A 17,728-nucleotide genomic window follows, 5' to 3' on the forward strand; every position below is an offset into this window, starting at 1 on the left:
GAGCCGGGCACCCGCCGGCGGGCAGGGGGCCGGCGCTCCGGCGCCCGGGAGCGAGGTCAGTGCAGCACCAGCACCGGCAGCTTGCTGCGGGCGATGATCTTCTTGGTGTGCGAACCGAAGACAAACTCGCCCAGCGGGCCGCGTCCGTGGGTGATCATGACAATCATGTCGCAACCGGCCTTTTCGGCTTCTTCAAGGATGGCGTGGTCGACGGCGTAGGCAGTCACGGTCAGGCCGGCAAAGGTCACGCCAGCGGCCTGGGCGCGCTCTTCAAACTGCGTCAACAAGGCATTGGCGTGGCTCAGGTTGCGGTCTTCATGCTCTTTCATGCGGGCGGTGGCCACCGTGGCGTCGCTGCTGATGGTGGACAGCGGCATGTCGGGTTCGACCACGAAGCCCGTGATCTTGGCGCCGAGCTGCAGCGCGAGTTCGATGCTGCCATCCATGGCACGGTGGGACAGTTCAGAGCCGTCGACGGGGACGAAAAGGTGTTTGTACATGCTGTCTTTCTCCTCAGATGGATTCATCAAGGCGCCAGGTGGCGCACATAGGATGATGAGTTGGCTTGAATTTGTTTTTTGGGTGCGTAAGCGCCCAGCAAAGTGTCACCCAGGCCCGCCAGGGTGGGCGTGTGGATGCTACGTAGTGCCCGGGGGTGCTGAGCCCCGGCACACCGGGGCAGCGCCTGCAACCGGGGACGGGGGGACAGCGGTAAGGGCATGTCTGAATTGTTTCAGAAGCTTGATTCCGCCGCGTGGGGGCGCTAGCGTAGAAATTTGACCATGGTCAAACAGCTGCAGGATTGGCCGATGCGCCGGGCGAGGTCGGCTGCTGGATCCTGAAGCCAACAGGGCGGCCACAGAGTTCGTACCCATTCTGTAACCAGGGCTGGGCCCAAAGCCCGGTCTTCGGCGTTACCATAGCGTTGTAATTTAGTTACATAAACCATGAAACTCCATCCCACCGTTGAAGCTGTCACGCGCCGCATCGTCGAGCGCAGTGCCCCGGGCCGCGAAGCCTACCTGGCCCGCATCGAGGCGGCCGCGCGCCAGCCCCGAGGCGCCGACCGCATGGGCTGCGCCAATGTGGCCCACGCCTTTGCCGGTGTGCCCGGTCACGACCGCTTTCGCATCGTGGCCGAAAAGGCCCCCAACATCGGCATCGTCACGGCCTACAACGACATGCTGTCGGCGCATTCGCCGTTGCAGCATTACCCGGACCTGATCAAGTCCGAAGCCCGGCTGCATGGGGCCACGGCCCAGGTGGCCGGCGGCGTGCCAGCCATGTGCGATGGCGTGACGCAGGGCACGGCGGGCATGGAACTCAGCCTGTTCAGCCGCGACGTGATCGCCATGAGCACGGCAGTGGCCCTGAGCCATGACGTGTTCGATGCCGCCTTGATGCTGGGTGTGTGCGACAAGATCGTGCCAGGGTTGCTGATCGGCGCCCTGCAGTTCGGCCACCTGCCCACGGTGTTTGTGCCGGCGGGGCCCATGACCTCGGGTCTGTCGAACAATGACAAGGCCAAGGTGCGCGAGCAGGCCGCCCAAGGCCTGGTCGGGCGCGAAGCCTTGCTGGAGGCCGAGATCAAGGCCTACCACGGCGAAGGCACCTGCACGTTCTACGGCACGGCCAACAGCAACCAGATGCTGCTGGAGGCCATGGGCCTGCACGTGCCGGGCACGGCCTTCGTGAACCCTGGCCAGGCGCTGCGCGCCGAGCTCACCCGCGAGGCGGCCCGCACCGTGCTGGGCATCACCCGGGCGCGCCGGTTTGCCCCGATCGGGCAGGTGGTGGACGAACGCTGCATCGTCAACGCCATGGTGGCCTTGCTGGCCACGGGCGGTTCGACCAACCACCTGATCCACTGGGTGGCCGTGGCCCGTGCGGCGGGCATCCTGATTGACTGGAACGATTTCTCCGAACTTTCCGAGGTGGTGCCGCTGCTGACGCGTGTCTACCCGAATGGCAGCGCGGATGTGAACCAGTTCCAGGCGGCGGGCGGCCCGGGCTTTGTGATCCGCGAACTGCTGGACGCCGGCCTGATGCATGAGGATGTGCTGACCGTGCGCTCCGGGGGGCTGCGTGAATACACCCGCATCCCTGAAGCAGGGGGGGCGGGCCAGGCCTTGCAATGGCGCGACATCGGTGCCAGCGGCGACGACAGCGTGGTGCGGCCGGCCAGCCAGCCGTTCAGCGCCACCGGGGGCTTGCGCTTGTTGCGGGGACGCCTGGGTCGCAGCGTGATCAAGGTGTCGGCGGTGCCCGAAGACCGCCATGTGATCGAGGCGCCGGCCCGGGTGTTCAACTCGCAGGACGAACTCCATGCCGCCTTCAAGGCCGGCGAACTCGACCGTGACCTGGTCTGCGTGGTGCGCTGGCAAGGGCCGCGGGCCAACGGCATGCCTGAACTGCACAAGCTGACGCCGCCGCTGGCCGTGTTGCAGGGCCGCGGCTTCAAGGTGGCGCTGGTGACCGATGGCCGCATGAGTGGTGCCTCGGGCAAGGTGCCGGCGGCCATCCACGTCTCTCCCGAGGCTTTGGCCGGCGGTCCGCTGGCCAAGGTTCAAGACGGCGATCTGATCCGACTGGATGCTGTGGCCGGTACGCTCGACGTTCTGGTCGATGAAACCACCTGGGCCGGCCGAGCGCTGGCCCAGATGCCTGCCGAGTTGCAGGCTGCGAATGCGCTCGGTTGCGGGCGCGAACTGTTCACGGGCATGCGCAGGCATGCCCTCACCGCTGAAGAAGGAGCCTGCACATGGCTGTGAAACCCCTTGCCCCCCCTCTCGCCACACCATTGACCGCCCTGGCGGTGATGCGCGATGCGCCGGTCATCCCGGTGATCGTGCTCAACGACGTGGCCCATGCCGTCCCGCTGGCCCGCGCCCTGGTGGCGGGCGGCATCCGCATGCTGGAGGTGACACTGCGCACCCCGCAGGCCCTGGCCTGCATCGAGGCGATTGCCCGCGAGGTGCCCGAGGCCGTGGCCGGTGCCGGCACGCTGCGCAGCGCGGCCGATGCCCAGGCTGCGGTCAACGCAGGCGCACGCTTCGGGGTCAGCCCGTGCTACAGCTCGGCGCTGGGCCAGGCCTGCCGTGACCTGGCGCTGCCCCTGCTGCCCGGCGTGGCCACCGGCAGCGAGATCATGGCCGCCATGGAAGACGGCTTGACTGAGTTGAAGTTTTTCCCGGCCATGCAAGCCGGCGGCCCGGCCATGCTGAAAGCCTGGCATGGCCCCTTTGGCGACATCCGCTTCTGCCCCACGGGTGGCGTCAGCCCCACCAATGCGAACGAGTTTCTGGCCTTGCCGAATGTGGCTTGCGTGGGGGGCTCGTGGCTCACCCCGGCCGATGCGGTGGCCCAGGGCGATTGGGCCCGCATTGAATCGCTGGCCCGCCAGGCCAGCCAGTTGCCGCGGGCTGGATGACCGCGGGCTTTGGCGTGTGGCCTGCGCGGGCCACACGCCAGGCAGGCTGCCGGGCCCCTGCGTGAAGGGCCCGGCACGACGAACCTGAAGCCGCCACCCCACAGGTGGGCGGCTCTCGCGCTCAAGCCTGCGGTTTGTAGGCGGTGACGTCGATTTCCACCTTGGCGTCGATCATCAGCCTTGATTCAACCGTCGACCGGGCGGGACGGTGCTCACCAAAGCACTCCATATAGACCCTGTTGAAGCTGCCGAAGTCACGGGCATCGGCCAGCCAGACGCTGACCTTGGCGACGTCCTGCAGCGTGGCACCGGCGAGTGCCAGGGCCTCCTCAACCCGCTTGAAGACCTGGCGGGTCTGGTCTTCAATGCCGCCCACGATCACCTGGCCCTTGTCATCGGTAGGCACCTGGCCCGATACAAAAACAAAGTCACCGGCGCGGGTGGCGGGTGAAAGAGGGCGGGCCAGACGATCTGACGCCAAGGGTGCCTGACCCAACATTTCGACACGTGAAGAGGTAATCATCCGTTAGCATTTGTAAGAAATTTACATGAACAAAGCGAAGTAGGTGGAAATACTGGGTGTTATTTTCGCTTCGTTCGTTAATATTGTAATAACTTTACTTGGAGGCGCCATGACTCAGTGTCCAGACTCAGCCAGCATTCATGTTTCTCACGGGCTCCCGGGCCCGTTGCTCGACCGGCGAACCTGCCTGGGCCTGGCGGGCGCTGCCGTGCTCGGGGGGCTGTCCTCCACGATGGGCGTGGCGCAGGCCCAGGGCATCAGTGCGGTCAACCTGGCCATGGTGGCCGAGCCTCAGAGCCTGGATCCGATGCTCAGCTCGTCGGACCTGGTGGCGACCCTCATGCAGCACGTGTATGAGCCGCTTTACACCTTCGATTCGCGCTGGAACGTGGCGCCCATGCTGGCGCAAGCCTTGCCCAAGGTCTCGCGCGATGGGCTGACCTACACCATCGCCTTGCGCAAAGGCGTTCGCTTTCACAACGACCGCGAGATGAACTCGGGCGATGTGGTGGCGTCGCTGCAGCGCTGGATGGAGCTGGCCGCCCGGGGCAAGGCGGTGGCCAAAGAGGTGGCGTCGCTCACGGCTACCGGGCCTTTGACGGTGGAGATTCGACTGAAGGCCCCCTATGCCCCCTTGCTGGCCCAATTGGCCTTGCCTGGGGCCATGGCCGCCGTCATGCCCAAGGAGAGCCTGGCCCCTCAACTCAAGGAGTTCATTGGCACCGGCCCCTACCGCTTCAAGGAGCGCCGACCCGATCAGTTCACGGTGCTGGTGAAGTTCGCGGCCTACGCCGCGCGCAGTGAGGCGGCCGACGGCTATGCCGGCCGTCGTCAGGCCCTGATCGATGAGCTGCGCTTTGTGCCTGTGCCCAACGCCAACACGCGCGTCGAAGGGGCCTTGTCCGGGCAATTCCATTTTTCCGATCTGTTGCCGGTCGAGGCCATGGGGCGCCTGGAGAAGGGGGCGCCCGCCGTGCAGGCCATTCTCACGCCCAACTTCGGCTTTCCGTACGTGGTGTTCAACACCCGCGAGGGTGTGCTGGCCTCGCAGGCCTTGCGCCGGGCGGTGCAAACGGCCTCTGGCAGCGGCGAGATGCTGGCGGCGGGCTTTGGTGATGGGCGATTTTTTGCGGTTGAGCCCAATTTCTTTCCCAAGGGCACACCGTATTTCTCGACCGCAGGCGCGACGCTGTACAACGAGCGCAACCCGCAACAGGCGCGCGATCAGGCGGCCAAGGCCGGCTACAACGGGCAGCCGATCCGCATCATGGCCAGCCGGCAGTACGAGTTTCACTACAACATGGCGCTGGTGCTGGCCGAACAGCTCAAGAAGGCGGGTTTCAAGACCGAGCTGCAGGTGGTGGACTGGGCCACGCTGGTGCAGCGTCGCAACGATCCCAAACTCTGGGACGTGTATTTCACGCACTCTGGGCTGTTCCCGGAGCCCATGGTCTCGCCGCCGCAGATGGGCGACGATGCCCCAGGCTGGTGGGACAGCCCGGCCAAAAAACAGCACCTGGCGGCCTTCAACCAGGAAGCCGACCTGGGCAAGCGCGCGGCGCTCTGGGGGCGCGTGCAGCAACTGGTCTATGACGAGGTGCCGTTCATGGAGTTGGGCAAGTTCAATGCCCTGTCGGCGCGTTCGAGCAAGCTGCAAGGCTATGTGCCATTGGTCTGGCCGTTCTTCTGCAACGTGCGACTGGGCTGAACAGGGGCCTCAAGATGCTTCGCTTTCTGATCCGGCGTCTGGCCGGTGCCTTGATGGTGCTCGCCCTGGTGGCGGTGCTGGTCTTCCTGCTGACCCGGCTCGCCTCGGGCGACCCGGTGGCCCTGTTGCTCGGTGATCAGGCCACGGCGGCCGACATCGCCCGCGTGCGCACCGAGTATGGGCTGGATCGCCCCTTGGGCACCCAGTTTCTGCTGTGGCTGGCCCAGGTCGCCCAGGGCAACCTGGGTGAGTCGCTGTTTCTGCAACGCCCGGTGACCCAGGCCTTGCTGGAACGTGCCGAGCCCACCTTGTTCCTGGCCGGTTTTGCCGTGCTGGTGGCGGCCCTGATCGGCATCCCCTGCGGCACGGTGGCCGCCGTCTGGCGCGGGCATTGGGCCGACCAGCTGCTCAGTGGTGTGGCCATGTTGGGGGCGAGCGTGCCCAGCTTCTGGCTGGGGCTGTTGTTCATGCAGTTCTTTGCCGTCAAGCTCGGGTGGTTTCCGGCCTCGGGCTATGGCGACCCCGACACGCCCCTGCTGGAGCGACTGCACCACCTGGTGCTGCCAGCCCTGGTGCTGGGGCTGTTGAACTCGGCCTTGATCATCCGCTTCACGCGGGCCTCGGTGCTCGACATCCTCGGAGAGGACTATGTGCGCACGGCGCGGGCCAAGGGCCTGCCCGAACACCACATTCTGTGGCACCACGTGCTGCGAAACGCCCTGGTGCCCATCGTCACCGTGCTGGGGTTGACGCTGGCGCTGATGATTGGCGGGGCGGTGGTGACCGAGACGGTTTTCAACCTGCCGGGCGTGGGCAATCTGGTGGTGCGTGCGGTGCTGCGTCGCGATTACCCCGTGATTCAGGGCACCTTGCTGGTGATCGCTGCGGTGTATGTCTTGATCAACCTGGGGGTCGACCTGTTGTACACCGTGGTCGACCCGCGCATTCGCCTGGAGGCCAAATGACGACCTTGCAAGCCATGGGGAGCCCGGCCTCGGCCTGGCGTCAGGTGTTGGGGCGCCTGTTTCGCAGGCGCGTGGTGCTGCTGGCGGCCGTGTTGCTGGGCGTGGTGGTGGCGGTGGCCTCGGTTTGGCCGGTCCTGTCGAGCGCCGACCCCGGTGCCATTGAGATCAGCGCGCGCCTTCAAGCCCCGTCAGCCGTGCATTGGGCAGGCACCGACGAACTGGGCCGTGATGTGTGGCTGCGCATCGTGCATGGGGCCCGGTTCTCGCTGTTGATCGGCTCGGTGACGGCGGCAGGGGCGGTGGTGCTGGGCACCTTGCTGGGCCTGTTGGCCGGCTACTTCAGGCGGCTTGATGCGCCTCTGATGCGACTGGTGGACGCGATGATGTCGTTCCCGGACATCCTGCTGGGCATTGCGCTGGTGGCGATTCTGGGGCCTTCGCTGTGGAACGTGGTGTTGGCCCTGGTCATCGTCTACACCCCGCGGGTCGCCCGCGTGGTGCGGGCCGCCACCCTGGTGCTGCGGGAGCTGCTGTTCATCGACGCGGCCCGGGCCCTGGGGGTGCGCACACCCTGGATTCTGTGGCGCCACATCCTGCCCAATCTGGCCTCGCCGATCCTGGTGCAACTGACTTTCATCTTTGCCTATGCCATTTTGTGCGAGGCCGGGTTGTCGTTTCTGGGGGTGGGCGTGCCGCCCGAGATCCCGACCTGGGGCACGATGATCGCCGGCAGCATCGACTATGCCGACCGTGCCCTCTGGGTGATTCTTTATCCGGGTCTGGCCATTGTCTTCACGGCCTTGTCGCTGCAGGTGCTGGGTGACGGCGTGCGCGATCTGCTGGACCCCAAACTGAGGAAGGCCGCATGAACAAGCCGCTTGAGAGTTGCCAGCCACGTCTGGAGGTGCTGGGTCTGTCCACCTCGTTCGGGACGCCCGAGGGGCGCATCCAGAGCGTGGCCGACGTGTCTTTTCAGATTCCGGCCGGCCAGACCCTGGCCCTGGTGGGCGAGTCGGGCTCCGGCAAATCGGTGACCAGTCTGTCGCTGATGGGGCTGCATGCACGCAGCGCTCGTCCCGAAGTGGCCGGCGAAGCCTGGTTTGTGCGTCGTGATGGACAGCGTGTCAATCTGCTGGCCCTGCCCGAGGCCGAGATGCGGCGCTTGCGGGGCAACGAGGTGGCCATGGTCTTTCAGGAGCCCATGACCAGCCTGAACCCGGTGCTGACGGTGGGCGAGCAGATCGCCGAATCGGTGCGCCTGCACAAGGGGCTGGATCGGCGGGCCGCTTTGGCCAGAGCGCGTGAAATGCTGGATTGGGTCGAGATCCCAGCCGCTGCGCAACGCTTGGGCGAGTACCCGCATCAACTGTCTGGCGGCATGCGTCAGCGCGTGATGATCGCTTTGGCCATGGCCTGTGAACCCAGCCTGCTGATTGCCGATGAGCCGACAACAGCACTGGACGTGACCATTCAGGCCCAGATCCTGGCCTTGATGGGGCGACTGCAACAGCAGACCGGCATGACGATGCTGTTCGTGACGCACAACCTGGGCGTGGTGGCGCAGTACGCCGATCACGTGGCCGTGATGTATGCCGGGCGCATTGTGGAGTCGGCCCCCGTGCAGGCCCTGTTTGGTGCCCCGACCCACCCCTACACCCAGGGGCTGCTGGCCTGCCTGCCCGGCATGGCGCGGCGCCAGGCCGAACGGGCAGGCACGGCGTTGGCAGGCCAGGCAGGCGGGCGGCAACGCCTGGTGGCCATCCCGGGCCAGGTGTCCAGCCCCTTGGCGCCGCCGCCGGGCTGTGCCTTCGGGCCGCGCTGCAGCCAGCGCGAGGCCGCGTGCGAGTTGCAGGTGCCCGAGTTGCGGGCCTTGAGCGGGCAGCGGCAGTCCCGGTGCATCCTTTCCAACCGCGAGGTCACGGCATGAGCACGATCTTGAATCCCCACGCAGCGCCGCCCTTGCTTGACATCCGGGGCCTGAGCAAGCATTTTGGCGCCGGGCCGCATCCGGTCCGGGCCGTCAGCGATGTGAGCTTTTCAATCGCTCGGGGCGAGACCCTGGGCCTGGTCGGCGAGTCGGGCTCGGGCAAGAGCACGATCGGGCGCCTGATCACGCGCCTGCTCGACCCGAACGCCGGACAAATGCTTTACCAGGACAGCCAGCAGGGTCCAACCGACCTGGCCGCCTTGAGTGCGGCGGCCTATCGCCCCCTGCGCGCCCGGCTGCAGATCATCTTCCAGGATCCCTATGCCAGCCTGAACCCGCGCATGCGCATTCGCCAGGTGCTGGGCGAGGCCCTGGACACCCATGGGCTGGCCCGCGGTGCGGCCCGCGAGCCGCGCATCCAGGAGCTGCTGCAGCAGGTGGGCTTGCGCCCCGAACATGCCGATCGCCTGCCCCACGAGTTTTCGGGGGGCCAGCGTCAGCGCATCGGGATTGCCCGTGCGCTGGCGGTGCAGCCGGAGTTCATCGTGGCCGACGAGCCCCTGTCGGCCCTGGATGTGTCCATCCAGGCCCAGGTGGTCAACCTGCTGGGCGACCTGAAAGAGCAGCTGGGCCTGACGCTGCTGTTCATTTCACACGACCTGGATGTGGTCGAATATCTCTGCGACCGGGTGGTGGTGCTGTACCTGGGGCGGGTGATGGAGATGGCCCCCACGGCCACGCTGTACAGTCGCCCCCGGCACCCGTACACGCAGGCCTTGTTGGCGGCGGCCCCGGTGCTGGATCCGACGCAGCGCCGCACGATCACCCCCTTGAAGGGTGATCTGCCCAGCCCCGCCCATCCCCCCTCGGGTTGCGTGTTCCGTACCCGGTGTCCGCAGGCTGAGGCCCGTTGTGCCGAATCTGCAACCCCCTTGCGCGAAGTGTCCGCAGGCCATTGGACGGCTTGCTGGAGAGATGAATGAGCTCTTTGATTCCCGACACCCTGTTGGCTGGCTTCACCCTGACAGGGGGCTACAAAAACTTTCCCCAGGCCGCACCGGCCACACCGGCTGCAGCGCTGGGCCAGCTGAACTGGCAATTGCTGAACGACGACCTGCCTTACCCGATGGCCGTGTTGAGCGAGGCCGCCTTGCGCCACAACCTGGCCTGGATGCAGCGCTACGCCAACGACCGCGGGGTGCATCTGGCGCCGCATGGCAAGACCAGTTTGTCACCCGAACTGTTCGCCCTGCAACTGCAGGCGGGTGCCTGGGGCCTGACCTTTGCCACCGTCTATCAGGCGGCCGTGGGCGTGGCGGCAGGGGCCCGACGGGTGATCATTGCCAACCAGGTTCTGGCCGATGCCGATCTCGATGGCTTGCAGGCCCTGCGGGGGCAGCACCCCGATCTGCGGGTCTGGTTTCTGGTCGACTCGATCGCCCAACTTGCCTTGATCGAAGACTGGGCTGCCCGCCGCAGCGCGGTGCAGCCTTTCGATGTGCTGCTGGAGGTGGGCATTGCCGGTAAACGCACCGGCTGCCGTAGCCTGGAAGAAGCGCTGACCCTGGCGCGCGCCCTGGCGGCTTCGAAGGCCGTGCACCTGGGGGGCATCGAGTGCTACGAGGGCGGCGCGGCCATCGGTGACAACGCCCACGACAGCCGTGAGGTCACCGATCTGGTGCGCCGGGTGCTGGCCATCGCACGGGCCTGCGATTCGGAGGGGCTGCTGGCGGGCGACCAGATCCTGCTGACGGCAGGGGGCTCGGCGGTGTTTGATCTGGTCTTGCCTCTGTTGCAGGCGCAAGGCCTGTCGCGCCCGGTGTGGGGTGTTCTGCGCTCAGGCTGTTACATCACCCATGACCATGGCAACTACCAGCGCTTTTTGAAGCTGCTGGAGCAGCGTGAGGGCCTGGCGGATTCGCTGCAGCCCGCCCTGACCGTGTGGGCCTTGGTGCAGTCGGTGCCTGAGCCGGGCCTGGCCTTGCTGTCCTGTGGCCGCCGGGATCTGTCCTACGACCTGGAGATGCCCGTGCCCTTGCGCATCGCCGCTCGTGGCGTGCGCAACCTGCTGCAGGCACAGGCGGTACCGGCCGATTGGCGCATCGACTCCCTCAACGACCACCATGCCTACCTGCGTTTCGATCCCGCTGGCCCTTGCCCGGTGGTGGGTGATCGGGTGGCCCTGGGGATCTCACATCCCTGCACCACGTTCGACAAATGGCGCTGGATGCCCATGCTCGACGAGCAGGGGCGCGTTGTTTCTGCCATCAGCACCCATTTTTGAGGCCACCGGCGAATGTCTGAATTTACCCACCCCAGCCTGCTGCGGCAGATGCGTGATCGGCAGGCTGACCTGCCTGAGGCCCAACGCCGTGTGGTGCAACTGGTTTTGTCTGACCCCCGCGCTGCGGTGGCCGCCACGGTCGAGCAACTGGCCCAGCAGGCGGGTGTGTCCATGCCCACCATCGTGCGCACGGCGCGCAGTTTTGGGCACGACTCGGTGCGCGAGTTCATGGTCAGCCTGGCTCAAGACCTGGCGGTCACGGGGTCGCACCTGCATCGCTCGGTGTTGAACGAGGACTCGGGCTCGGACGTGGCCAGCAAGATCATCCATGCGGCGGTGTCGTCGCTGACCGATCTGGGGCGCCGCATCAACCCCGACCGGATGGACCAGGTGGTGGAAAAACTGGCTGCGGCCTCACGCATCGATTGCTACTCGGTGGGGGCAGCTTCGACCTTCATGGCCAGCGAGTTGCAAAGCCGGCTGTTCCGCCTGGGGCGGCCGGCCCATGCCATTTTCGATGCGCATCAGCAACTGGTGTCGGCGCACACCCTGGGGCCGCAAGGCGTGGCCTTTGTCGTGTCCCATGTGGGGCGCATGCCCTACACCCTGGAGGCCGCCCGCTTTGCCCAGTCGCGCGGTGCCACCGTGGTGGCACTGACCCAGCCCGGAACTCCTTTGGCGGACATGGCCGACCTGCTGCTCGATGTGTCGGTACCGCCGGACGCTGTCATGCGGGTGGGCACGGAGGCCTACCTGGCTCACCTCGTCATGATCGAAATCCTGACCGTGCGCCTGGCCCAGAAAATGGGCCCGGTGGCCACCCAGGGCCTGCAGCAGTTCCGGCAACTGCTGGAGCAGCATGGCTTTGACAGTGCCGAATTTATCGGCATGAACCCCGATGAGCGCCGCCATGCCGACTGATCGAGCCGATGCCACCTTGTTGCGCCAGGGCCTGATCGTCGACGGCACGGGCCGCGCGGGCTATGTGGGCGACCTGTTGATCGTGGGCGATCGGCTGGTGGCTGTGGGCCAGGTCCCGCCCGCCCTGCTGGCCGACCATCCGGTTTGCCGCGAGGTGGATTGCCGGGGCAGGGTGCTCGCCCCCGGGTTCATCGATGTCCACACCCATGACGATGCGGCGGTGCTGGATCACCCGGCCATGCTGCCCAAATTGTCCCAGGGCGTGAGCACGGTGATCGTGGGCAACTGCGGGATTTCACTGGTGCCGGTGCTCAGCCAGGAGCCGCCGGGCCTGCTCAAGCTGCTCGGCCCGCATCAGTTTCGGCATCCGCGCATGAGCGACTATGCGGCGGCCGTGGGGCAGGCGCAGCCCGCCGTCAATGTGGCCGCCCTGGTGGGGCACAGCGCGCTGCGCATTCGCCACATGGATGATCTGAGCCGGCCCGCCAATGCGTCAGAACGCGCTGCCATGCAGGCCGATCTGCAAGACGCCATGGCCGCGGGGGCACTGGGGCTTTCGTCCGGGGTGTTCTACCAGGAAGCCTATGCCGCTGATCAGGACGAACTGGTGGCCTTGGCCAGCGTGGCGGCCCGGGCTGGTGGCGTGTATGCCACCCACATCCGGGATGAGCTCGACGCCATCCTGCCCGCCCTGCTGGAGGCCGCGGGCACGGCACGTCAGGCCGGTTTGCCCCTGGTGATCTCGCACCACAAATGCGCCGGCCCGGCCAATTGGGGCCGCACCCGTGAAACCCTGCCCCTGCTGGAGTCCTTGGCCCGCGAGCAGGAACTGGGTCTGGACGTCTACCCTTACACCGCCGGTTCGACCGTGCTGCGCAGCGATCTGGTGGATGGTGTCATTGACATTCTCATCACCGGCAGCGTCCCGCACCCCGAGATGGCGGGCCGGCACCTGGCAGACATTGCCCGCGAATGGGGCCTGAGCCAAGTGCAGGCCTGCGAGCGCCTCATGCCCGGCGGCGCCTGCTATTTTCAAATGCATCAGGACGACGTGGATCGGGTGGTGACCCACCCGCTGTCCATGATCGGTTCAGACGGCTTGCCCCACGACGAACGTCCGCACCCGCGGCTATGGGGGGCTTTTCCACGCGTGCTGAGCCGCTATTGGCGCGACACCGGGATGCTGAGCCTGGAGTTGGCGATCCACAAGATGACTGGCCTGTCGGCACGCCGTTTCCGCATGGCCGATCGGGGTGAACTGCGCCCAGGTGCCCATGCCGATGTGGTGCTGCTTGACCCGGCCCGGGTGCGTGACCGGGCCACCTTCGAGCAGCCCCAGCAGTTCAGCGAGGGCATTGAGCAGGTGTGGGTCAATGGCGTGCTGAGTTTTGTGGGCGGAGAGGCTCAGGAACGGGCCCGTGCCGGCCGCTTTTTGCCGCGCAGGGCTGAATGAGGGGCAATTGATCGGCCTCGGAGGGCGGCGTCGGGAAAAGGGGCTTCCCTTGGGGCTGGCAAGCCCGATCGGCCGCCGGCCTGTTGGTGCCGCTCCCATTCCTTGGATGTGTAAATATTTTGGCGATTTTTGAGCCATTACGGCAAAATAACTTCACCATGGCTAAAAAGACTGCCCCGCTCCTCCCGTCTGTTGACGAGCTGCTTCGGCAGTTTGGGGAGCGCCTGCGGCTTGCACGGCTGAGAAGGCAGCTTTCGGCAAAGCAAGTGGCTGAGCGTGCCGGGATGTCTCCGATGACTTTGCGCAGCCTTGAACGCGGAGGCGCCGGCGTGACCATGGGGGCCTACCTTGCGGTCATGCAGGTGCTTGGTATTGAAGGCGATCTCGATCTTTTGGCAAGGGCCGATCCCCTTGGGCGAGCGCTGCAGGACGCACGGCTACACCCCGCAGTCAGTGCCACACGGCGGATTGCCGGACCGCTGACGAGGCGATTGTCCAATTCCTCAGCAAGCGATGGAGGTCGGTCTCAGTTGGGGCCGCCGATTCCCTCAGCTCAGACAGAACCCGGTCAGCCTGCTGGGCCCACGCCGGCCGTCGAGGCAGACCTTGAGGGCTGGATCGAGCACGGCGACTTCGCCAGTGCCGATGCGCTGTCCAGCCTCATCGCCAAGGCTGTCACGCCTGCTAAGGCAGGCTGCTGATCCCATGAGCACCCCCATGGCCGTCTACGCGGATTGGGTGGGGCTCGATGGGCCGACGCGGCTTGGATGGCTGTACGCCCGACGTGGCGCGGGGCGTGAAGTGTTCGAGTTCGCCTTTGAGCCGTCCGCATTGGCTGACCGCGGTTTTCAGGGCTTGCACCTGGATCCGCGGCTGGGGCTGTTCGAAGGACCTCAGCACCCACCGCAAGGGCATGAGATTTTTGGTGTCTTCGCCGATTCGAGCCCCGATCGATGGGGGCGGGTGCTGATGCGGCGGCGTCTTGAGAGAGCTCAGCGCGCCGGCACCGTCGACAAGACGGTGCGTTTGTACGAGTCGGACTACCTGTTGGGCGTGCACGACACCTACCGCTCAGGGGCGCTGCGTTTCAAGCTGGACGGTGAAGGCGAATTTCTGGACAACCAGCACGGAAGCGCCGCACCACCCTTCGTCAAACTGCGCGAATTGGAGGCGGCCAGCCTGGCATTGGAGCGTGACGAGGACAACACAGCCGCTGCGGCTGACGACTGGCTGCGCCTGTTGATCGCGCCCGGCGGTTCTCTGGGCGGTGCGCGTCCCAAGGCCAGTGTGGTCGATCCGCAAGGCCAGCTATGGATTGCGAAATTTCCCAGCGTTCGAGACGAGCACGACGTCGGGGCCTGGGAATTGGTGCTTCAGACCCTGGCCAAGGCGTGCGGCCTGCGCGTTGCCACCAGCCTGGGGCGCAGGTTTGCGAGTGCGCATCACACCTTTTTGGTGAAGCGCTTTGATCGCACGCCGCAAGGGAGGCTGCACTTTGCCTCTGCGATGACGCTGACAGGGCACCTCGATGGTGAAGACGCGTCGACGGGGGTGAGCTATTTGGAGATCGCACGGGTGCTGATCGAGCAGGGTTGCCAGCCAGCCGCTGACTTGCGCGAGTTGTGGACCCGGATCGTGTTCAACATGCTGGTGTCCAACACCGACGATCACCTGCGCAACCACGGATTCATCTGGGTTCCAGGCAAGGGCTGGCGGCTGTCCGAGGTCTACGACATGAACCCTGTCCCGGACTCGTTGGGCTTGAAGCTCAATGTGGGGCCAACCGACAACTCGCTTGATCTTGAGCTGGCCCGATCGGTTGCTGGCTACTTTCGAGTCTCACTGAAACAGGCGGACGAGATCATCTTGCGGTGCAAAAACGTCGTGAGCCAGTGGCCGGCGATCGCCCAGGGTTTGAAAATTCCTGATCGCGAGCAGCTGTGGATGGCCGGTGCGTTCAAACTCGCGCTGTCGCCTTGATGGCTCAGGCAGGCGTAGCCTGCCTGCCTGCCTGCCTGCTAGGCGCTGCGCAGCGGATCGGTCTCTTGGGCCTGCGGGCGCTGGCCCTTGGCGTCAGCTGTTGGTGGTCTTTGGATCAACTCGATCTTGTACCCATCCGGATCCGTCACAAAGGCGATCACGGTGCTGCCGCCCTTGACCGGGCCGGCCTCGCGCGTGACGTTGCCACCGGCGGCCTTGATCTTGTCGCAGGCGGCGTAGGCGTCGGGCACGCCCAGGGCAATGTGGCCGTAGGCCGTGCCCAGCTCATAGCTTTCCACGCCCCAGTTGTAGGTCAGCTCCAGTTCGGCGTGTTCGGGGTTGCGGCCGTAGCCCAGGAAGGCCAGCGAGTACTTGTACTCGGGGTTTTCCGAGGTGCGCAGCAATTGCATGCCCAGCACCTGGGTGTAGAAGTCAATCGAGCGCTGGAGGTTGCCAACGCGAAGCATGGTGTGCAGAAACCGCATTCGGGGGTCCATCAAAAGGCAAAGACAAGGTGCTTATTCTGCGGCTTTCTGCCTTGTTCAGCGTGGGGGCAGGTCGAACACCAGGCAGGTTGTGGTGGCATGGGCGTACAAGGTGCCATCAGGCCCCACCAGACGCGCCTCGGCCGTGGCCAGTTGGCGCCCGCAGTGGATGACGCGGCCCTCGGCGCGCACCCGGCTGATCTTGGGGGTGATGGCCTTGACCAGATTCACCCCCAGTTCGGCCGTGGTGTAGCCCCGGCCGGGCAGCATGCAGGTGTGCACCGCGCAACCCAGAGCCGAGTCGAGCAGGGTGGCAAACCAGCCCCCATGCACCGTGCCCATGGGGTTCAGGTGCTGCTGTCGGGGCGTGCCCTGGAACACGGCGCGGCCCTGGGTGGCCTCGATGATGAGAAAATCCAGCGTGCTTGCGATTTCGGCATAGGGCAGGGTGCCTTCCAGCATGGCCTGCATCTGCTGCAGGCCTGTCTTGCCGGCGATCTGCTCGGGGCGGGCCACGCCGGGGCCGGCACCTTGGTCCAGTTGGGCGCGGATGGCGGCTTCTTCTTGCAGCCAGCGCTGCAGCGTGGCTTCAGCAGAGTCTGCCGTAGGATGGGCGTCGGCGTGGCTGCTGGGTGGGTTGGCAGTGCGCATGGTCGAACTCCGTTAAATATTGCAGATGCAATTATTGCAAATACAATGAACTCATGAACAAGCGCACCCCCTCCGAAACTGTCAAGGACGCGACAGCCCGTCCGCAGGGCTGCACGAATTTCAAGCTGCGCCGCCTGATGCGACAGGTAGCCCAGCATTACGACGCGCAGATGAGTTCTTGCGGCTTGAAGACCACCCAATATTCCTTGTTGAGCACGGTGGATCGGCTGGGACCCATCCAGCCTTCCGAGCTGGCGCGCAGCATGGCCATGGATGCCTCAACGCTCACACGCAATCTGCGCCCGCTCATGGACGCGGGCTGGCTGCTGCTGGGCCCGGGTCAGAATGCCCGCAGTCGCCTGGTGCACATCACCGAGGCCGGGCGGGAAAAACGACGTGAAGCCCAGGCACTCTGGAAGGTGGCCCAACTCGGCCTGAACGAGATGCTGGGCGAGGCCACCGTGGTGGCATTGCACGGGTTGATCGACGACTGCATGGAACTTCTGGTCGAGCCGGCCGCCGAGCCGGTGGCGGCTGAGCAGGCAGCCGGGGCTTGAGCGTCAGGCCCGGGGTTCAGGCAGCGACGGTGTAGTTGAGCGTCATGCGGCCCCCGTCGGCCACGACGATCTCGCCGGTCACATAGCTGGAGGCATCGCTGGCCAGCCAGGCCACCACGTCGGCCATCTCTTCAGGCGTGCCCAGGCGTTTCAATGGGGTGCGGCTCATGATGCGGCGCCGGGCCTCGTCACTGGTCAGCACCGATTGGGCGGCCAGTTCGGTGGCGATGGTGCCCGGGGCCACGGCATTGACGCGGATGCCCTGATCGGCCAGGGCCAGGGCCATCACCCGGGTGAGCTGGTTGATGCCCCCCTTGCTCACGTTGTAGCTGGCAATGGTCGGAATGGTCAGTACGCCATTGACCGAGCTCATGTTGATGATCGACCCGGGGGCCCGTTCGGGGGTGGTGCTGGCCTGCTGCACCATGGCGCGCGCGACCGCCTGGCCGACCAGGAATGCGCCCTTGAGGTTGACGTCGAGCACGGCATCGAAGTCGGCTTCGGTGATGTCCAGAAAATCGGCGGCCTTGAAGATGCCGGCGTTGTTGACCAGGATGTCAATGCGGCCATGGGCCTGCAGTGTGGCCGCCACCAGGGCCTCAACGTCGGCCTTGCGGCTGACGTCGCAGTGCACATACAGGGCGCCGGTCTCGGCCGCCAGGGCCTGACCGCGGGCATCGGCCACGTCGGCGATCACGACCTGGGCCTGTTCACGAACAAAGCGGCGCACACAGGCCTCGCCGATGCCTTGCGAGCCACCGGTGACGATGGCCACACGGCCTTGCAGGCCGAACGAGATGGAAGCGTTGTGAGAAGTCATCGGGGCATGCTAACAGCTTGTCCT

Annotated in this window: 18 protein-coding genes; 13 read left to right on the forward strand and 5 right to left on the reverse strand. The window is 65.9% G+C overall.

What is annotated here, in order from left to right; translation table 11 throughout:
• Nucleotides 1-56: 56 nt before the first annotated feature.
• The gene (locus AC07VS_RS17685; RefSeq protein WP_492345335.1) at nucleotides 57-500 is read right to left on the reverse strand and encodes a universal stress protein; all 444 of its coding nucleotides are present in this window, start codon (nucleotides 498-500) and stop codon (nucleotides 57-59) included.
• 447 nt (nucleotides 501-947) lie between these two features.
• On the opposite strand from AC07VS_RS17685, the gene edd reads away from it, so the two are divergent.
• The gene (edd, locus tag AC07VS_RS17690) at nucleotides 948-2,771 is read left to right on the forward strand and encodes a phosphogluconate dehydratase (protein WP_492345336.1); all 1,824 of its coding nucleotides are present in this window, start codon (nucleotides 948-950) and stop codon (nucleotides 2,769-2,771) included.
• Nucleotides 2,762-3,430 (forward strand): bifunctional 4-hydroxy-2-oxoglutarate aldolase/2-dehydro-3-deoxy-phosphogluconate aldolase, encoded by a 669-nt coding sequence (gene eda / locus AC07VS_RS17695; RefSeq protein WP_494751603.1) that lies wholly within the window; start codon nucleotides 2,762-2,764, stop codon nucleotides 3,428-3,430. The genes edd and eda overlap by 10 nt, the downstream gene beginning before the upstream one ends.
• Before the next feature lie 121 nt (nucleotides 3,431-3,551).
• Here the strand turns inward: eda and AC07VS_RS17700 are convergent, their stop codons facing one another.
• Nucleotides 3,552-3,953, reverse strand: coding sequence for a RidA family protein (locus tag AC07VS_RS17700; protein ID WP_492345338.1), 402 nt, complete (start codon nucleotides 3,951-3,953; stop codon nucleotides 3,552-3,554).
• Between the two features lie 109 nt (nucleotides 3,954-4,062).
• Here AC07VS_RS17700 and AC07VS_RS17705 point away from each other — a divergent pair, with 109 nt between their 5' ends.
• The 10 genes from AC07VS_RS17705 (at nucleotide 4,063) to AC07VS_RS17750 (ending at nucleotide 15,191) form a co-directional block, all read left to right on the forward strand.
• Complete coding sequence (locus tag AC07VS_RS17705; RefSeq protein WP_494751604.1) at nucleotides 4,063-5,661, forward strand: ABC transporter substrate-binding protein; 1,599 nt, start codon at nucleotides 4,063-4,065, stop codon at nucleotides 5,659-5,661.
• A gap of 14 nt (nucleotides 5,662-5,675) precedes the next feature.
• Complete coding sequence (locus AC07VS_RS17710; protein ID WP_492345340.1) at nucleotides 5,676-6,626, forward strand: ABC transporter permease; 951 nt, start codon at nucleotides 5,676-5,678, stop codon at nucleotides 6,624-6,626.
• On the forward strand, nucleotides 6,623-7,495 hold the full coding sequence (locus AC07VS_RS17715) for an ABC transporter permease (protein ID WP_494655655.1): 873 nt from the start codon (nucleotides 6,623-6,625) through the stop codon (nucleotides 7,493-7,495). The genes AC07VS_RS17710 and AC07VS_RS17715 overlap by 4 nt, the downstream gene beginning before the upstream one ends.
• Nucleotides 7,492-8,553 (forward strand): ABC transporter ATP-binding protein, encoded by a 1,062-nt coding sequence (locus AC07VS_RS17720; protein ID WP_492345342.1) that lies wholly within the window; start codon nucleotides 7,492-7,494, stop codon nucleotides 8,551-8,553. Before AC07VS_RS17715 ends, AC07VS_RS17720 begins: the two co-directional genes overlap by 4 nt.
• The gene (locus AC07VS_RS17725; protein ID WP_492345343.1) at nucleotides 8,550-9,536 is read left to right on the forward strand and encodes an ABC transporter ATP-binding protein; all 987 of its coding nucleotides are present in this window, start codon (nucleotides 8,550-8,552) and stop codon (nucleotides 9,534-9,536) included. The genes AC07VS_RS17720 and AC07VS_RS17725 overlap by 4 nt, the downstream gene beginning before the upstream one ends.
• Nucleotides 9,533-10,837 carry an alanine racemase gene (locus tag AC07VS_RS17730; RefSeq protein ID WP_494751605.1) on the forward strand — a complete coding sequence of 435 codons (1,305 nt, stop codon included), beginning with the start codon at nucleotides 9,533-9,535 and terminating at the stop codon, nucleotides 10,835-10,837. The genes AC07VS_RS17725 and AC07VS_RS17730 overlap by 4 nt, the downstream gene beginning before the upstream one ends.
• A gap of 12 nt (nucleotides 10,838-10,849) precedes the next feature.
• Nucleotides 10,850-11,758: a MurR/RpiR family transcriptional regulator gene (locus tag AC07VS_RS17735; RefSeq protein WP_494655657.1), complete on the forward strand. Its 909-nt coding sequence runs from the start codon at nucleotides 10,850-10,852 to the stop codon at nucleotides 11,756-11,758.
• The gene (locus AC07VS_RS17740; RefSeq protein ID WP_494751606.1) at nucleotides 11,748-13,211 is read left to right on the forward strand and encodes an N-acyl-D-amino-acid deacylase family protein; all 1,464 of its coding nucleotides are present in this window, start codon (nucleotides 11,748-11,750) and stop codon (nucleotides 13,209-13,211) included. The genes AC07VS_RS17735 and AC07VS_RS17740 overlap by 11 nt, the downstream gene beginning before the upstream one ends.
• 158 nt (nucleotides 13,212-13,369) lie before the next feature.
• Nucleotides 13,370-13,912 (forward strand): helix-turn-helix domain-containing protein, encoded by a 543-nt coding sequence (locus AC07VS_RS17745; RefSeq protein WP_494655659.1) that lies wholly within the window; start codon nucleotides 13,370-13,372, stop codon nucleotides 13,910-13,912.
• Nucleotides 13,913-13,928: 16 nt separating this feature from the next.
• Nucleotides 13,929-15,191, forward strand: coding sequence for a type II toxin-antitoxin system HipA family toxin (locus AC07VS_RS17750; protein WP_494751607.1), 1,263 nt, complete (start codon nucleotides 13,929-13,931; stop codon nucleotides 15,189-15,191).
• A 38-nt stretch (nucleotides 15,192-15,229) separates the two neighbouring features.
• On the opposite strand, the gene gloA is transcribed toward AC07VS_RS17750, so the two are convergent.
• Both gloA and AC07VS_RS17760 read right to left on the reverse strand, forming a co-directional pair.
• Nucleotides 15,230-15,676, reverse strand: coding sequence for a lactoylglutathione lyase (gene gloA, locus AC07VS_RS17755; protein WP_494751608.1), 447 nt, complete (start codon nucleotides 15,674-15,676; stop codon nucleotides 15,230-15,232).
• Nucleotides 15,677-15,733: 57 nt separating this feature from the next.
• On the reverse strand, nucleotides 15,734-16,327 hold the full coding sequence (locus AC07VS_RS17760; RefSeq protein ID WP_492345350.1) for a PaaI family thioesterase: 594 nt from the start codon (nucleotides 16,325-16,327) through the stop codon (nucleotides 15,734-15,736).
• 53 nt (nucleotides 16,328-16,380) lie between these two features.
• On the opposite strand from AC07VS_RS17760, the gene AC07VS_RS17765 reads away from it, so the two are divergent.
• Nucleotides 16,381-16,884, forward strand: coding sequence for a MarR family winged helix-turn-helix transcriptional regulator (locus tag AC07VS_RS17765; protein ID WP_492345351.1), 504 nt, complete (start codon nucleotides 16,381-16,383; stop codon nucleotides 16,882-16,884).
• A 16-nt stretch (nucleotides 16,885-16,900) separates the two neighbouring features.
• On the opposite strand, the gene AC07VS_RS17770 is transcribed toward AC07VS_RS17765, so the two are convergent.
• A complete protein-coding gene (locus AC07VS_RS17770) occupies nucleotides 16,901-17,704 on the reverse strand; it encodes an SDR family NAD(P)-dependent oxidoreductase (protein ID WP_492345352.1) in 804 nt (267 codons plus the stop codon).
• Nucleotides 17,705-17,728: the final 24 nt, after the last annotated feature.

This window comes from Curvibacter sp. GW821-FHT01G03 (genome assembly GCF_059422285.1).

Coding starts and splice junctions, on each gene's coding strand:
- AC07VS_RS17710 (WP_492345340.1), top strand. CDS start 5,676: ATGCTTCGCTTTCTGATCCGGCGTCTGGCCGGTGCCTTGATGGTGCTC.
- AC07VS_RS17700 (WP_492345338.1), bottom strand. CDS start 3,953: ATGATTACCTCTTCACGTGTCGAAATGTTGGGTCAGGCACCCTTGGCG.
- AC07VS_RS17735 (WP_494655657.1), top strand. CDS start 10,850: ATGTCTGAATTTACCCACCCCAGCCTGCTGCGGCAGATGCGTGATCGG.
- AC07VS_RS17745 (WP_494655659.1), top strand. CDS start 13,370: ATGGCTAAAAAGACTGCCCCGCTCCTCCCGTCTGTTGACGAGCTGCTT.
- AC07VS_RS17730 (WP_494751605.1), top strand. CDS start 9,533: ATGAGCTCTTTGATTCCCGACACCCTGTTGGCTGGCTTCACCCTGACA.
- AC07VS_RS17750 (WP_494751607.1), top strand. CDS start 13,929: ATGGCCGTCTACGCGGATTGGGTGGGGCTCGATGGGCCGACGCGGCTT.
- AC07VS_RS17740 (WP_494751606.1), top strand. CDS start 11,748: ATGCCGACTGATCGAGCCGATGCCACCTTGTTGCGCCAGGGCCTGATC.
- AC07VS_RS17770 (WP_492345352.1), bottom strand. CDS start 17,704: ATGACTTCTCACAACGCTTCCATCTCGTTCGGCCTGCAAGGCCGTGTG.
- AC07VS_RS17720 (WP_492345342.1), top strand. CDS start 7,492: ATGAACAAGCCGCTTGAGAGTTGCCAGCCACGTCTGGAGGTGCTGGGT.
- AC07VS_RS17705 (WP_494751604.1), top strand. CDS start 4,063: ATGACTCAGTGTCCAGACTCAGCCAGCATTCATGTTTCTCACGGGCTC.
- AC07VS_RS17715 (WP_494655655.1), top strand. CDS start 6,623: ATGACGACCTTGCAAGCCATGGGGAGCCCGGCCTCGGCCTGGCGTCAG.
- AC07VS_RS17685 (WP_492345335.1), bottom strand. CDS start 500: ATGTACAAACACCTTTTCGTCCCCGTCGACGGCTCTGAACTGTCCCAC.
- AC07VS_RS17765 (WP_492345351.1), top strand. CDS start 16,381: ATGAACAAGCGCACCCCCTCCGAAACTGTCAAGGACGCGACAGCCCGT.
- AC07VS_RS17725 (WP_492345343.1), top strand. CDS start 8,550: ATGAGCACGATCTTGAATCCCCACGCAGCGCCGCCCTTGCTTGACATC.
- AC07VS_RS17760 (WP_492345350.1), bottom strand. CDS start 16,327: ATGCGCACTGCCAACCCACCCAGCAGCCACGCCGACGCCCATCCTACG.
- gloA (WP_494751608.1), bottom strand. CDS start 15,676: ATGCGGTTTCTGCACACCATGCTTCGCGTTGGCAACCTCCAGCGCTCG.
- edd (WP_492345336.1), top strand. CDS start 948: ATGAAACTCCATCCCACCGTTGAAGCTGTCACGCGCCGCATCGTCGAG.
- eda (WP_494751603.1), top strand. CDS start 2,762: ATGGCTGTGAAACCCCTTGCCCCCCCTCTCGCCACACCATTGACCGCC.